11 protein-coding genes are annotated in these 14,457 nt (G+C 63.4%); 6 read left to right on the top strand and 5 right to left on the bottom strand.

The window, feature by feature from the left end:
• Positions 1-27 precede the first annotated feature (27 nt).
• The 4 genes from edd to iclR all read right to left on the bottom strand — a co-directional run bounded on the left by edd (position 28) and on the right by iclR (position 4,894).
• Complete coding sequence (gene edd, locus ACYF6X_RS22290) at positions 28-1,842, bottom strand: phosphogluconate dehydratase (protein WP_130017682.1); 1,815 nt, start codon at positions 1,840-1,842, stop codon at positions 28-30.
• A gap of 97 nt (positions 1,843-1,939) precedes the next feature.
• The gene (gene gntU, locus ACYF6X_RS22285) at positions 1,940-3,277 is read right to left on the bottom strand and encodes a gluconate transporter (protein ID WP_130017683.1); all 1,338 of its coding nucleotides are present in this window, start codon (positions 3,275-3,277) and stop codon (positions 1,940-1,942) included.
• Positions 3,274-3,813 carry a gluconokinase gene (gntK, locus tag ACYF6X_RS22280; protein WP_033636235.1) on the bottom strand — a complete coding sequence of 180 codons (540 nt, stop codon included), beginning with the start codon at positions 3,811-3,813 and terminating at the stop codon, positions 3,274-3,276. Before gntK ends, gntU begins: the two co-directional genes overlap by 4 nt.
• Before the next feature lie 250 nt (positions 3,814-4,063).
• Positions 4,064-4,894 (bottom strand): glyoxylate bypass operon transcriptional repressor IclR, encoded by an 831-nt coding sequence (gene iclR / locus ACYF6X_RS22275; RefSeq protein ID WP_004936648.1) that lies wholly within the window; start codon positions 4,892-4,894, stop codon positions 4,064-4,066.
• A gap of 196 nt (positions 4,895-5,090) precedes the next feature.
• Between iclR and metH the strand changes: the two genes are divergently transcribed.
• Complete coding sequence (gene metH / locus ACYF6X_RS22270; RefSeq protein ID WP_130017684.1) at positions 5,091-8,786, top strand: methionine synthase; 3,696 nt, start codon at positions 5,091-5,093, stop codon at positions 8,784-8,786.
• Positions 8,787-8,824: 38 nt separating this feature from the next.
• Here metH and ACYF6X_RS22265 read toward each other — a convergent pair whose 3' ends face one another.
• Positions 8,825-9,535: a UTRA domain-containing protein gene (locus ACYF6X_RS22265; protein WP_107227127.1), complete on the bottom strand. Its 711-nt coding sequence runs from the start codon at positions 9,533-9,535 to the stop codon at positions 8,825-8,827.
• Positions 9,536-9,728: 193 nt separating this feature from the next.
• On the opposite strand from ACYF6X_RS22265, the gene ACYF6X_RS22260 reads away from it, so the two are divergent.
• From ACYF6X_RS22260 to ACYF6X_RS22240, 5 genes are read left to right on the top strand one after another with little or no spacing between them, the layout of a single operon-like run.
• A complete protein-coding gene (locus ACYF6X_RS22260) occupies positions 9,729-10,790 on the top strand; it encodes an ABC transporter substrate-binding protein (protein WP_130017685.1) in 1,062 nt (353 codons plus the stop codon).
• Between the two features lie 11 nt (positions 10,791-10,801).
• Positions 10,802-11,611 (top strand): alkaline phosphatase family protein, encoded by an 810-nt coding sequence (locus tag ACYF6X_RS22255; protein WP_063988514.1) that lies wholly within the window; start codon positions 10,802-10,804, stop codon positions 11,609-11,611.
• Positions 11,608-12,453: an ABC transporter permease gene (locus ACYF6X_RS22250; RefSeq protein ID WP_039569690.1), complete on the top strand. Its 846-nt coding sequence runs from the start codon at positions 11,608-11,610 to the stop codon at positions 12,451-12,453. The genes ACYF6X_RS22255 and ACYF6X_RS22250 overlap by 4 nt, the downstream gene beginning before the upstream one ends.
• Positions 12,454-12,470: 17 nt before the next feature.
• The gene (locus ACYF6X_RS22245) at positions 12,471-13,256 is read left to right on the top strand and encodes an ABC transporter permease (RefSeq protein WP_130017686.1); all 786 of its coding nucleotides are present in this window, start codon (positions 12,471-12,473) and stop codon (positions 13,254-13,256) included.
• Between the two features lie 4 nt (positions 13,257-13,260).
• Positions 13,261-14,253 (top strand): ABC transporter ATP-binding protein, encoded by a 993-nt coding sequence (locus ACYF6X_RS22240; protein WP_063988516.1) that lies wholly within the window; start codon positions 13,261-13,263, stop codon positions 14,251-14,253.
• Positions 14,254-14,457 lie beyond the last annotated feature (204 nt).

The following is a 14,457-nucleotide window of genomic DNA, read 5'->3' as shown; positions in this document are numbered from 1 at the left end:
CAGGCGGCGATGCGGCCAGGCTATCGATTAAAATGTGATGCAGCAGGCGCCCTGTTCGGCGCCGGACAGCTGGCTGCGCAGCGCGCCGAACAGCTCGCGGCCGCAGCCGATGTGTTCGGCGCTCAGATCGGGTTGGCATGGCGTGCGCTGGGCCAGTTCGTCGGCGTCGACCAGCACCTGGAGCTCGCCGCTGCGGCCGTTGACGCGGATCGGATCGCCGTCGCGCACTTTCGCCAGCAGGCCGCCGGTATAGGCTTCCGGGGTGACGTGGATGGCGGAAGGCACCTTGCCGGAGGCGCCGGACAGGCGGCCATCGGTCACCAGCGCCACTTTGAAGCCGCGATCCATCAGCACGCCCAGCGGCGGCATCAGCTTGTGCAGCTCAGGCATGCCGTTGGCCTGTGGCCCCTGGAAGCGCACCACCACCACGCAATCGCGATCCAGTTTGCCGGCTTCGAACGCCGGCACGATGTCGTGCTGGCTGTCGAACACCACCGCCGGCGCTTCGATGATCTGGTTGCCGGTGGGCACTGCCGAGGTTTTCATCACCGCACGGCCCAGATTGCCGGCCATCACTTTGGTGCCGCCGTGATGTTCGAACGGCTGAGCGACGCTGGCGATCACGCTGGCGTCGAGCGAGCCGGCTACGCCTGCGCGCCACACCAGCTGGCCATTATCCAGCCACGGTTCCTGGGTGTAGCGATGCAGGCCGAAACCGGCCACGGTGTGCACGTCTTCGTGCAGTAGCCCGTGTTGCAACAGCTCACGCACCACCAACGGCACGCCGCCGGCGGCCTGGAACTGGTTGATGTCGGCCGGGCCGTTCGGGTAGATGCGACACAGCAGCGGCACCGCCTCCGACAGCTCCGAGAAATCGTCCCAGGTGATGATGATGCCCGCCGCCCGCGCCATCGCCACCAGATGCATGGTGAGGTTGGTGGAACCGCCGGTGGCCAGCAGCGAGACGATGCCGTTTACCACCACTTTCTCGTCCACCAGGCGGCCGATAGGCAGGTAGTTGCCGGCGGTGTCGGTCAGTCGCGTCACCTGGCGCGCAGCGGCGTCGTTCAGCGCGTCGCGCAGCGGCGTGTCCGGATGCACGAAAGAGGCGCCTGGCAGATGCAGGCCCATCACTTCCATCACCATCTGGTTGGTGTTGGCGGTGCCGTAGAAGGTGCAGGTGCCGATGCCGTGATAGGAGGCGGCCTCAGCTTCCAGCAGCGCCAGACGATCGGCCTTGCCCTCGGCGTACAGCTGGCGCACGCGCACCTTTTCCTTGTTGGGCAAACCGCTGCTCATCGGGCCGGCCGGCACGAACAGCGCGGGCAGGTGGCCGAAGGAGAGGGCGGCCATCACCAGCCCCGGCACGATCTTGTCGCAAATGCCGAGGAACAGCGCGCCGTCAAACATATTGTGCGACAGGCCGACGGCGGCCGACATGGCGATCACGTCGCGGCTCATCAGCGACAGCTCCATGCCGTCCTGCCCCTGCGTCACGCCGTCGCACATCGCCGGCACGCCGCCGGCCACCTGGCCCACGGCGCCCACTGCCTTCAGCGCCTGTTTCAGCCGCTGCGGGTAGTGTTCGTACGGCTGGTGGGCCGACAGCATGTCGTTGTAGGCGGTAATGATGGCGATATCGCTGCGCACCATGTTTTTCAGCGCCGTCTTGTCATCAGGCTGACAGGCGGCGAAGCCGTGGGCCAGGTTGCCGCAGGCCAGCTGCGCGCGGTGGACGGTTTGGGAACGGGCCGCCTCGATGCGCGCCAGATAGGCGATGCGGCTGGCCTGGGAACGGTGGATGATGCGCTGTGTGACACGGGACAAGGTTGGATTAATCATGCCTTCCTCACATTGCTGTTGTTATAGTCGCCGCCTGTGGCGGTGCCCCCGGGGGTAATTTGCAGCCCTGGTGTGCAAGGCCGGGGGCGATTTGGATTTAAAACATCGTGAATGCAATCATGCCGATGGCGCCGCCGACGCTGCCCAGAATCGTTTCCATCACCGTCCAGGTTTTCAGCGTTTGCAGTTCGTTGGCGCCGGTGAATTTGCCGAACAGCCAGAAACCGGCGTCGTTGACGTGGCTCAGCACGATGGAGCCGCCGGCGATGCAGATTGCCAGCGCGGCCAATTGCCCGCCGTTCAGCCCGAGCTGACTGGTGACCGGCAGCACCAGGCCGACGGTGGTCAGACAGGCAACGGTGGCCGAGCCCTGAATTACCCGCACCATGGCGGACAGCGCGAACGCGGCCACGGCGATCGGCAGGCCGGCGCCGATCATGGCGTCACCCAGCGCCGGCCCTACGCCGGAATCCACCAGGATCTGTTTGAACACCCCGCCGGCACCGGTCATCAGCAGGATGATCCCGGCCGGTTGCACCGCGGCGGAGCAGATGGCCAGCGTCTGTTCGTTGCTCATGCCGCGCGGTTTCGCCAGGCCGTAAATCACGATCAGGCAGGCCAGCAGGATGGCGGTGAACGGGTGGCCGATAAACTCCAGCCACTGCTGCAACTGCGAACCCGGAGTGACCAGCCGCGCGCCGATGGTTTTCATGCCGACCAGCACCAGCGGGCACAGCACCAGCGCCAGGCTGAAGCCGAACGACGGCAGATTGCCCTTGGTCAGCGTCGGCTCGTTCTCTTCCGGCGGCATTAGCCAGTTGACGAAGCGGCTGATAAAGCTGCCGTACAGCGGGCCGGCGATCAGCATGCCGATCACCGCCGCCACCAGGCCGATGGCGATCATCCAGCCGAAGTCGGCCTTCATCTGCGAAGCCAGCAGCATCGGCACCGGCCCCGGCAGCAGGAAGGACGCTGCGGCGGCCACGCCGGCGAACAGCGGGATCGCCAGCTTGACGATATTGCCGTCGGTGCGGCGCGCCACGGCGAACACGATGCCGATCAGCAGCACCACCGCCACGTCGAAGAACAGCGGTAGCGCGCAGATCAGGCCGGCGATGCCGAGCGCGTAGTGCGCCTTGCTTTGTCCGAATCGTTTCAGCAATTGCGCCGCAATTTGATCGAGCGCGCCGACCTCATGCAGGATCTTGCCGAACATCGCCCCCAGCGCCACGACGATCGCCAGGAAGCCCAGCGTGTCGCCCATGCCTTTTTGCATGGTGTCGGCGATATGGTCCAGCGGCATGCCGGAGAAGATGCCGGCGGCGATGGACACCAGCATCAGCGCGACGAAGGCGTGCATGCGCGCCTTCATCACCAGGAATAACAGCAGTAAAACCGAGCCGACTGCGGTACCGACCAGCGTAACGGTACTCACGCGCACACGTCCTGCGGCAGGAAGCTCTGGATATGGCGCACGGTATCGGCGATCACCGCGTCCAGCGGCTGATTGATGTCGATCGCCATCACGTCGCTTTCGTCGGCGCCCGGCTGCTCGAGCGCGGCGAACTGGGTCACCAGCATTTGCGGTTTGAAGAAGTGGCCGTTACGCGCCGCCAGGCGGGACTCGATCACCGGGAACTCGCCGTGCAGATAGATGAACGACAGGTTGCCGTTGCCGGCGCGCAGGCGGTCGCGATACTGCTTTTTCAGCGCCGAGCAGACGATGATCGACACGTTGTTGGTGCGCTGCATGGCGAAGGCGGCGTCATTGAGCGCGGCCAGCCACGGCGCGCGATCGTCGTCGTTCAACGCTTCGCCGGCGGCCATCTTCAGGATGTTGCTGCGCGGATGCAGGAAGTCGCCGTCGAGGAAACCGGCGGAGAGTTGGCGGGCCGCGGCGGCGGCGACGGCGGACTTGCCGCTGCCGGAAACGCCCATAACGACGTAAATGCGATTTTGATTGTTGGTCATGGCTTGGCTCCAAAACACCGGGTGACGTTACCTTCGTTCAGCCTGTTGTTACCGGTAACATGTTATCGGTAACATTGTCGAAGGAAGTGTGAGCGGTTGCAATGGGCTTTCGCCGTGAGGATCGTTAACTGTGATCGGCTTCAAGCTTTTTTCCCGTGTGCTAAACAGGATGCCGATAGCCTGTTACATGCTGACAACAGAGCAAGGAATCAGGAGAGAGGGCGCGCAGGGGCGCCCCTCGGAGGGGGGATCAGCGCACGCCGCCGTAGGCCAGGCTGATCTCTTTCGCCGCGTGGATCACCAGCGCACCCAGTTCGATCACGCGGTCATCGGTGATGCGCGACACCGGGCCGGAGATGGAGATGGCGGCGAAGGCTTCGCGGTGCTCGTCGAAGATACAGGCCGCCACGCAGCGCAGGCCGAGCGCGTGCTCTTCGTCGTCAAAGGAGAAGCCCTGTTTGCGGATCTGCGCCAGCCCCTCTTTCAGGTTGTGCGGCGTCAGGGTGTGCGGCGTGTAGGTGTGCATACCTTTCTTGTGCAGCAGTTTGGTCACCTGATCGTCCGGCAGGGTGGCGAGGAACGCTTTGCCCGCGCCGGAGGCGTGCATCGGCAGTTTGCCGCCGATCGGCGCCGACATGCGCATCAGCGCCGTACACTGCACCTGATCGATGATGATCGCCTGGTACTCGCTGGTATCCAGCACCGCCAGATTGACGGTTTCGCCGGACTCTTCCATCAGGCGGCGCAGCGTCGGATGCACCATCGCCAGCAGGTTGCGGCTTTGCAGGAAGCTGCTGCCGACCACAAAGGCGTGCGAGCCGATGGTCCACAGGCCGAGATCGCCAACCTGGCGCACGAATCCCTGCTGCTGCATGGTGGTGAGCAGGCGGTGAGTGGTGGAGTTCGGCAGGCCGGCCTGCTGGGCCAGATCGGTCAGCGCCACGTTGCCCTGGGCTTCCGAAATGTATTCCAACAGCTTCAGGCCACGGGTCAACGATTGTACCTGGCCGGTCGCCGCACTGGCGGCCGGGGCTGCTGCGCGGGGCTTCTTGCCGCGTTTGGCGGGAGCAGGGGTGGCCATGGATGAGATTCCTTTTTCCGTATGATGGAATTCATTTTCGTTTTTTGTCGATGAATTGCAAGTCGCCGTCAGCTCATCGGAGGTGTTGGCGCACAACCTGAAAAACTCTCAATTGTCGCCTGGCCCTTTGTCCCTACAAGCTGTGCTAGGATGACTCGTTGGTTTTTGCGGCAGTTGAGCAATGGGCTGGATGGCAATGGAAGGGGTTACAGTGACGAATCGAGTAGAACAACTGCGCCGCCAGTTAGCGCAGCGCATTTTGGTGTTGGACGGCGGCATGGGCACCATGATCCAGAGCTACCGTCTGGACGAGCGCGATTTCCGCGGTGAGCGTTTTGCCGACTGGCGCAGCGATCTGAAAGGCAATAACGATCTGCTGGTGCTGACCAAGCCGGAAGTGATCACCGCCATTCATTACGCCTATCTCGAGGCGGGCGCCGATATCCTTGAGACCAATACTTTCAACTCGACCTCCATCGCCATGGCCGACTACCACATGGAGTCGCTGTCCGCCGAGATTAACTATCAGGCCGCCTGCCTAGCGCGCGTCTGCGCCGACGAATGGACGGCGCGCACGCCGGAGAAACCGCGCTACGTCGCCGGGGTGTTGGGGCCGACCAACCGCACCGCGTCCATCTCGCCGAACGTCAACGATCCGGCGTTCCGCAACATCTCGTTCGATGAGCTGGTGGTGGCTTACCGCGAATCGACCCGTGCGCTGGTGGAGGGCGGCGTCGATCTGATCATGATCGAAACCATCTTCGACACCCTGAATGCCAAGGCCGCCGCTTTTGCGGTGGAAACCGAATTCGAAGCGCTGGGGGTGGAACTGCCGATCATGATTTCCGGCACCATCACCGACGCCTCCGGCCGCACCCTGTCCGGCCAGACCACCGAAGCGTTTTACAATTCGCTGCGCCACGTCAAGCCGCTGACCTTTGGCCTGAACTGCGCCCTGGGCCCGGACGAACTGCGTCAGTACGTCGCCGAGCTGGCGCGCATCTCGGAGACCTACGTCACTGCGCACCCGAATGCCGGTTTGCCGAACGCCTTCGGCGAGTACGATCTGGATGCGGCCGAGATGGCGCGCCAGGTCGGGGAGTGGGCGCAGGCCGGCTTCCTCAATATCATCGGCGGCTGCTGCGGCACCACGCCGGAACATATCGCCGCGATGGCCAAGGCGGTCGAGGGCGTGCCGCCGCGCCGGCTGCCGGAGATCCCGGTTGCCTGCCGCCTGGCCGGTCTGGAGCCGCTGACCATCGACGCCAACACCCTGTTCGTCAACGTCGGCGAGCGCACCAACGTCACCGGTTCGGCGCGATTCAAGCGCCTGATCAAAGAAGAGAAATACAACGAGGCGCTCGACGTGGCGCGCCAGCAGGTCGAGAGCGGCGCGCAGATCATCGACATCAACATGGACGAGGGGATGCTCGACGCCGAAGCGGCGATGGTGCGCTTCCTCAACCTGATCGCCGGTGAGCCGGACATCGCCCGGGTGCCGATCATGATCGACTCCTCCAAGTGGTCGGTAATCGAAAAAGGCCTGAAGTGCATTCAGGGCAAGGGCATCGTCAACTCGATCTCGATGAAGGAAGGCGAAGAGGCCTTTATCCATCACGCCAAACTGGTGCGCCGCTACGGCGCCGCGGTGGTGGTGATGGCGTTCGACGAAGTGGGCCAGGCGGACACCCGCGAGCGCAAGTTCGAGATCTGCCGCCGCGCCTATAACATTCTGACCGAACGCGTCGGCTTCCCGCCGGAAGACATCATTTTCGACCCGAATATTTTCGCCGTCGCTACCGGCATCGAGGAGCACAACAACTACGCCGTCGACTTTATCGAAGCCTGCGCCGACATCAAAACCCACCTGCCGCACGCGATGATCTCCGGCGGGGTGTCCAACGTGTCGTTCTCGTTCCGCGGCAACGATCCGGTGCGTGAAGCGATCCATGCGGTGTTCCTGTATCACGCCATTCGCAACGGCATGGACATGGGCATCGTCAACGCCGGGCAGCTGGCGATTTATGACGATTTAAGCGCCGAGCTGCGCGACGCGGTGGAGGACGTGATCCTCAACCGTCGTGAGGACGGCACCGAACGCCTGCTGGAGCTGGCCGAAAAATACCGTGGCAGCAAAGATAATGACGTGGCGGTGCAGCAGGCCGAATGGCGCGGCTGGCCGGTAGAAAAACGGCTGGAATATTCGCTGGTGAAGGGCATCACCGAGTTTATCGAGCTGGACACCGAAGAAGCGCGGCGGCAGGCCGAACGCCCGATCGAAGTGATCGAAGGGCCGCTGATGGCGGGAATGAACGTGGTCGGAGATCTGTTCGGCGAGGGCAAGATGTTTCTGCCGCAGGTGGTGAAATCCGCCCGCGTGATGAAGCAGGCGGTGGCCTACCTGGAACCGTACATCGAGGCCAGCAAGCAGAAAGGCTCCACGGCGGGAAAAATCCTGCTGGCGACGGTGAAGGGCGATGTGCACGACATCGGCAAGAACATCGTCGGCGTGGTGCTGCAGTGCAACAACTATGAAATCGTCGATCTGGGCGTGATGGTGCCGACGGAGAAAATCCTGCGCACCGCGCGCGAGGAGAACGTGGACATCATCGGCCTGTCGGGCCTGATCACGCCATCGCTGGACGAGATGGTCAACGTGGCCAAAGAGATGGAGCGCCAGGGCTTTACCCTGCCGCTGCTGATCGGCGGCGCCACCACCTCTAAGGCGCACACGGCGGTGAAGATCGAACAAAACTACAGCGGCCCGACCACCTACGTGCAGAATGCTTCGCGCACCGTGGGCGTGGTGTCGGCGCTGCTGTCCGCCACCCAGCGCGACGAGTTTGTGGCGCGCACCCGCAAAGAGTATGAAACGGTGCGCATTCAGCACGCACGCAAAAAGCCGCGCACGCCGCCGGTCGATTTGCAGAAGGCGCGCGCCAACGCCATGGCGCTGGACTGGGCCGATTATCAGCCGCCGGCACCGCGGCAGCTTGGCGTATTCCCGGTGGCGGCCGGCATCGAGACGCTGCGCCACTACATCGACTGGACGCCGTTCTTCATGACCTGGTCGCTGGCGGGCAAATACCCGCGCATCCTGGAAGACGAGGTGGTGGGGGAAGAGGCCAAGCGCCTGTTCCACGACGCCAATCAGATGCTGGATCGGCTGGCCGCCGAGCGCAGCCTCAACCCGCGCGGCGTTTACGGTCTGTTCCCGGCCAACCGCGTCGGCGACGACGTGGAAGTGTACCGCGACGAGCAGCGTGACGAGGTGCTGGCGGTGAGCCGCCATCTGCGCCAGCAGACGGAAAAAACCGACTTCCCGAACTACTGCCTGGCGGACTTCGTGGCGCCGAAAAGCAGCGGCAAGGCCGACTACTTCGGCGCCTTTGCGGTGACCGGCGGGCTGGAGGAGGACGCGCTGGCCGCGGCGTACGACGCGCAGCACGACGATTACAACAAAATCATGGTCAAGGCGCTGGCGGATCGCCTGGCGGAGGCCTTTGCCGAATACCTGCATGAGCAGGTGCGCAAGCTGCACTGGGGCTATGCCGCCGATGAGAGCCTGAGCAACGAGGAACTGATCCGCGAAAACTATCAGGGCATCCGGCCGGCGCCGGGTTACCCGGCCTGCCCGGAGCACACCGAGAAAGCGACTATCTGGCAGCTGTTGGACGTCAACCGCCACACCGGCATGGAGCTGACGGAGTCCTTCGCCATGTGGCCGGGGGCGGCGGTGTCCGGCTGGTACTTCAGCCATCCCGAGAGCAAGTACTTCGCGGTGGCGCAGATCCAGCGCGACCAGGTGGAGGACTACGCGGCGCGCAAAGGGATGAGCGTGGGCGAGGTCGAACGCTGGCTGGCGCCTAACCTCGGCTACGATGCCGACTGATTTCCTCTTTGAAGGGCGCAGCGATGCGCCCTTGTCATTTACAGCGCTTCCACGTCGATGTGCAGCGCATCGTAACGCCAATACTCCAGGTCACAATCGATCACCCGGTCGTGCTGATCGCGGTTCACCCGCGTAATGAACAGCGCCGGGCTGCCGTAGGTCACCTTCAGCATGGCGGCGGCCTGCTGCGGCAGCAGGGTGGGCAGCATGTCGAAACGCACTCGCCCGTAGTGGATGCCATAGCGCGCGGCGTACAGTGCGGTCAGCGACTGGGTCAGATCTTCGTCCAGAATGCCGGGGAAATAGGCCGGGTTGAGGTAGTGCTCGCAGTACAGCACCGCGCGCCCGTCGATGTAACGCAGCCGGCGAATGCGATAGACCTCGGCGCCGGGGGGCAGCGCCAGGCGGTTGGCCAGCGGCGCGTCGAGCGTGACTACCGCGCTGTCGATCGCTTCGGTATGGGCGGCGCGCCCCTGCTGCTGGGCCATGGCGTGAAAATGGCTGCGCTGCAGCGGGTTGTAGATAAGACGTGGGGGCGATATGAACCAGCCGCGCCGCACCTGGCGGTAGATGACGCCCTGCGCCTCCAACTGACCGAGCGCCTCCTGCAAGGTAATGCGGGTAGTGGCGAACTGTTCGCTCAGGGCGCGTTCGGAGGGCAGCTTGCCGCCCACGGCAAACTCGCCTGCGGTGATGCGGGCGTTCAGCGTTTGGCAGATGGTCGCGACGGTCGTCGGTGCTTCACTCATACAGCGGGTGTCCCGTTTCAGTGCGTTTGGCCTCCCTTAAGGTAGACCAGCGTCGCGTTTTCGCCGTTGCAATGGGTGATAAAACTGTCGCTTTTTTAAGCTGACATATAATTATCACATTCGTCCGTTAGATTGGTTTGGTCCTTGCTGGACTAGTCCAGCCATCCCCACACTACCACCTGGAGCATCAGTTATGAAACGTTTGTGCGCTTCTGTGTTAACCAGTGCCATCGTGTTATCCAGCCAGATGAGCTGGGCCGCGGATACCGATCTGGCGGCGCTGGAGCAGGCCGCTAAAAAAGAAGGCGAAGTCAACAGCGTCGGCATGCCGGACAGCTGGGCCAACTGGAAAGGCACCTGGCAAGATCTGTTGAGCAAATACGGCCTGAAGCATGTCGATACCGACATGAGCTCCGCACAGGAGATCGCTAAATTCGATGCGGAAAAGAACAACGCGACGGCGGACATCGGTGACGTCGGCGCGGCCTTCGGCCCGGTGGCGGTGCAGAAGGGCGTGACGCAGCCGTACAAACCCTCTACCTGGAATCAGGTGCCGGACTGGGCGAAAGACAAAGATGGTCATTGGGCGTTGGCTTACACCGGCACCATCGCCTTCATCATCAACAAGCAGCAGGTGAAAGACATCCCGCACAGCTGGGCCGATCTGCTGAAGGGCAGCTATCAGGTCACCATCGGCGACGTCGGCACCGCGTCGCAGGCGGCCAGCGGCGTGCTGGCGGCCACCTACGCCATGGGCGGCAACGAGAAAAACCTCAAGCCGGGTCTGGAGTTCTTCGGCAAGCTGGCCAAGGCCGGCCGCCTGAGCCTGAGCAACCCGGTGATCGCGTCGCTGGAGAAAGGGGAAGTGCAGGTCGGCGTGGTGTGGGACTTCAACGGCCTGAACTACCGCGACCAGATCGACAAAACCCGCTTTGAAGTGCTGATCCCGTCGGACGGTTCTATCACCTCCGGCTACACCACCATCATCAACAAATACGCCAAGCACCCGAACGCCGCCAAGCTGGCGCGCGAATACATCTTCTCCGACGCCGGCCAGATCAACCTGGCGCGCGGCTATGCCCGCCCGATCCGCGCCGAGCATCTGACGCTGCCGGACGACGTCAAGGCCAAGCTGCTGCCGGCCGAGCAGTACAAGAACGCGCACCCGATCGCCGATCCGGCGGCCTGGGAACAGAGCGCCAAAGCGCTGCCGCGTCTGTGGCAGGAAAACGTCATTATGTTTATGCAGCAGTGAGTTAACGCACCATGAAAACGATCCTCGTGCTGCTGGACGGCCTCAACTACCGGGTGGCGCACGACGCCATGGGCTATCTGCAGGCCGAATGCGCGGCGGGACGCGGACGGTTGTACCTGCTGGAGAGCGAGCTGCCCTCGCTCTCCCGGCCGCTGTATGAATGCATCCTCACCGGCGTCACGCCGGTGGAGAGCGGCGTGGTGCATAATCACGTCTCGCGCCTGTCTCATCAACAAAGCGTGTTTCATTACGCGCGCGCCGCCGGACTAACCACCGCCGCCGCCGCGTATCATTGGTTCAGCGAATTGTATAACCGCACGCCGTTCGACGCCGCGCGCGACCGCCATACCGACGCCCCCGAGCTGCCGATCCAGCACGGGCATTTCTATTACGACGACGGCTACCCCGACAGCCATCTGTTCGACGACGCCGAAAGCCTGCGCCAGCGTCATCAGCCGGACTTCCTGCTGGTCCACCCGATGAACATCGACGACGCCGGGCACCGCTTCGGCCTCTCTTCGCCGCAGTACCGCAATGCGGCGCGGCGCGCCGACGGTTCGCTGTCGCGCTACCTGCCTGAGTGGTTGGCGGCCGGTTATCAGGTGCTGGTCACCGCTGACCACGGCATGAACGACGATCGCAGCCACGGTGGCGTGTTGCCGGAAGAGCGCCAGGTACCGCTGTTCGTGTTCGGGGCGGGGTTCAGCCAAGATGACGCCGATCCGCAGCAAACCGAGCTGTGCGGCACGATTTGCGATCTGCTGCAGGTGGCGCATGACAAGCCGCGTTGTCGGGCGCTGTTGGCCCAGGATGCGCGATGAACGGCAAAACCAAATGGATCGCCGCGCTGTGCCTGTTGCCGTTTATCGTGCTGTTCGGCGCGTTTCAGATCGCCCCGCTGGTGTGGATCGCCGTTCACAGCTTTTTCAGCGAGAGCAGCGGCTGGGGCTGGGGCAACTATGTCGATATCCTCACCTCGCCGTTCTACCTGCAGGCCTTTCAGTTCTCGCTGGAGATCTCGCTGTGGTCGAGCGTCTACGGCTTGCTGATTGCGTTAGTGGGCAGTTACTCGCTGCGCCAGCTCGGCCAGACCCGATTTCATGACTTCGTGATGTCGTTCACCAACATGACCAGCAACTTCGCCGGGGTGCCGCTGGCGTTCGCCTTCGTCATCCTGCTGGGGCTGAACGGCTGCCTGACGCTGCTGCTGCGCAAATACGGTCTGATGGAGAGTTTCAACCTCTATTCGAAGAGCGGCCTGATCGTGCTGTATACCTACTTCCAGATCCCGCTGGGGGTGCTGTTGCTGTATCCGGCGTTCGACGCGCTGCGCGCCGACTGGCGCGAGTCGGCGGCGCTGCTCGGCGCCGGCCCCTGGCGCTATTGGCGGCATATCGGCCTGCCGGTGCTGGCGCCGGCGCTGATGGGCACCTTTGTCATCCTGTTGGCCAACGCGCTGGGCGCCTACGCTACGGTCTACGCGCTGACCACCGGCAACTTCAACGTGATCCCGATCCGTATCTCGGCGCTGGTGGCGGGGGACATCTCCCTCGATCCGAACCTGGCCAGCGCGCTGGCGATGCTGCTGGTGGTGATGATGGCGTTTATCACGGTGATCCACCAATGGATGCTGCGCAGGAGCTACCTCAATGCGCGCTCGTAACCGGATGGAGAATGTCCATGTCGCATGCTGAACGCCTGTACCATCGCACGGTGACCGGCCTGCTGCTGCTGATCCTGCTGCTGCCGTTGGCGGCGACGCTGATTTATGCGCTGGCCACCCAGTGGGGGGCCACCATTTTGCCGGACGGTTTTACCCTGAAGTGGCTGACGGCGCTGTGGAGCGACCCGCGCTTTTTGCAGGCGCTGTGGCACTCGCTACTGATCTGTTTCGGCACGCTGCTGCTGTCGGTGGTGGTGATCCTGCCGGCGATGTTTGTGATCGCTTACTACTTCCCCAAGCTGGACGCGGTGATGAACGTACTGATTCTGCTGCCGTTCGCCGTGCCGCCGGTGGTGTCGGCGGTGGGGCTGATGCAGCTGTTCGCCGCCGATCCGTTGCCGCTGCTCGGCACTCCGTGGATTTTGGTGGGCTGCTATTTCACCATCGCGCTGCCGTTTATCTACCGCGCCATCAGCAATAACATGCAGGCGATCAACCTGCGCGATCTGATGGACGCCGCGCACCTGCTCGGCGCCAGTACCTGGCAGGCGGCGCTGTGGGTGGTACTGCCGAACCTGCGAAAGGGCGGAATGATCGCCGTGCTGCTGTCGTTCTCGTTCCTGATCGGCGAGTTCGTGTTCGCCAACCTGCTGGTGGGCAGCCAGTATGAAACGCTGCAGGTTTACCTGTTCAACATGCGCAACGGCAGCGGGCATTTCACCAGCGCGCTGGTCATCTCCTATTTCGCCGTGGTGCTGCTCGTCACCTGGCTGGCGAACCTGCTGAATAAAAACAAGGGTTAACCCGATGGCTTATCTCAACGTCACCCGCCTGAACAAACACTATGGCCAGACCCAGGTGTTTCAGGATATCGATTTCACCGCCGAAGAGGGGGAGTTCGTCACCTTGCTGGGGCCGAGCGGCTGCGGCAAATCGACGCTGCTGCGCTGCCTGGCCGGCCTGACCCCGGTCGACAGCGGGCACATTTTGCTGCAGGGCCAGGATCTGGTGCCGCTGGCGCCGCAAAAGCGCGGCATCGGCATGGTGTTCCAAAGCTATGCGCTGTTTCCCAATATGACGGTGGAAGGCAACGTGGCCTTCGGCCTGAAAATGCAGAAGCTGGCGGCCGGGCAGATCGGCCAGCGGGTGCAGGAGGTGCTGGCGCTGGTGGAGCTGAGCGATCTGGCGAAGCGCTATCCGCATCAGCTGTCGGGCGGCCAGTGTCAGCGTGTGGCGCTGGCGCGATCGCTGGTCACCCGTCCGCGTCTGCTGCTGCTCGACGAACCGCTGTCGGCGCTGGATGCGCGCATCCGCAAACACCTGCGCGAGCAGATCCGGCGCATTCAGCGCGAGCTGAACCTGACGGCGATCTTCGTCACCCACGATCAGGAAGAGGCGTTGACCCTGTCGGATCGCATCGTGCTGATGAACAAGGGGCAGATCGTGCAGAGCGGCGATGCGGAAACCCTGTATACCCAGCCGGCGGATGCCTTCGCCGCCGGGTTTATCGGTAACTATAACCTGCTGACCGCCGAACAGGCCGCCCAGCTGACCGGGCGCAGCTATGCCGGCAAGGTGGCGATCCGCCCTGAATCGATCGGCCTGTTGCCGGCCGGGCAGGGGATCGACGGGGTGATCCTGGGCCACAGTTTGCTCGGGAATGTGGTACGCTATCGGATTCAGGTTCGCGGTGTAGAATTGCTGGTTGACGTGCTAAACCGGTCGGTGGCCGACCTGCGGCCCGACGGCGCGGAAATTGGGCTACACTTGGAACCTGTTGTATTGCGGGAAGTTGCATGACTTCGCAGCGCGGCGCCGGGGCCTTTCCGCCGCCGCATTAACCCTTCTCTTCTGCGGTCTGCCGCCCGCCCGCTGTCCTGCCAGACCTACGCCCGGCAGGCGGGACCGCGCGCTGTACCCGTCATCTTTTGGCCTACCGGCTGCGGCTAAGGCGAACAGAACCGTTCCGTCCGTCCGCACCGCCTGACTGGCATCGGGTATCAG

Source organism: Serratia sp. ID 25-353, assembly GCF_054792795.1.
The sequence above is the reverse complement of the archived record's forward strand: the minus strand, read 5'-3'. Positions and strand labels throughout refer to the sequence as shown.

Coding starts and splice junctions, on each gene's coding strand:
- edd (WP_130017682.1), bottom strand. CDS start 1,842: ATGATTAATCCAACCTTGTCCCGTGTCACACAGCGCATCATCCACCGT.
- gntK (WP_033636235.1), bottom strand. CDS start 3,813: ATGACCAACAATCAAAATCGCATTTACGTCGTTATGGGCGTTTCCGGC.
- iclR (WP_004936648.1), bottom strand. CDS start 4,894: ATGGCCACCCCTGCTCCCGCCAAACGCGGCAAGAAGCCCCGCGCAGCA.
- metH (WP_130017684.1), top strand. CDS start 5,091: ATGGAAGGGGTTACAGTGACGAATCGAGTAGAACAACTGCGCCGCCAG.
- ACYF6X_RS22265 (WP_107227127.1), bottom strand. CDS start 9,535: ATGAGTGAAGCACCGACGACCGTCGCGACCATCTGCCAAACGCTGAAC.
- ACYF6X_RS22260 (WP_130017685.1), top strand. CDS start 9,729: ATGAAACGTTTGTGCGCTTCTGTGTTAACCAGTGCCATCGTGTTATCC.
- ACYF6X_RS22255 (WP_063988514.1), top strand. CDS start 10,802: ATGAAAACGATCCTCGTGCTGCTGGACGGCCTCAACTACCGGGTGGCG.
- ACYF6X_RS22250 (WP_039569690.1), top strand. CDS start 11,608: ATGAACGGCAAAACCAAATGGATCGCCGCGCTGTGCCTGTTGCCGTTT.
- ACYF6X_RS22245 (WP_130017686.1), top strand. CDS start 12,471: ATGTCGCATGCTGAACGCCTGTACCATCGCACGGTGACCGGCCTGCTG.
- ACYF6X_RS22240 (WP_063988516.1), top strand. CDS start 13,261: ATGGCTTATCTCAACGTCACCCGCCTGAACAAACACTATGGCCAGACC.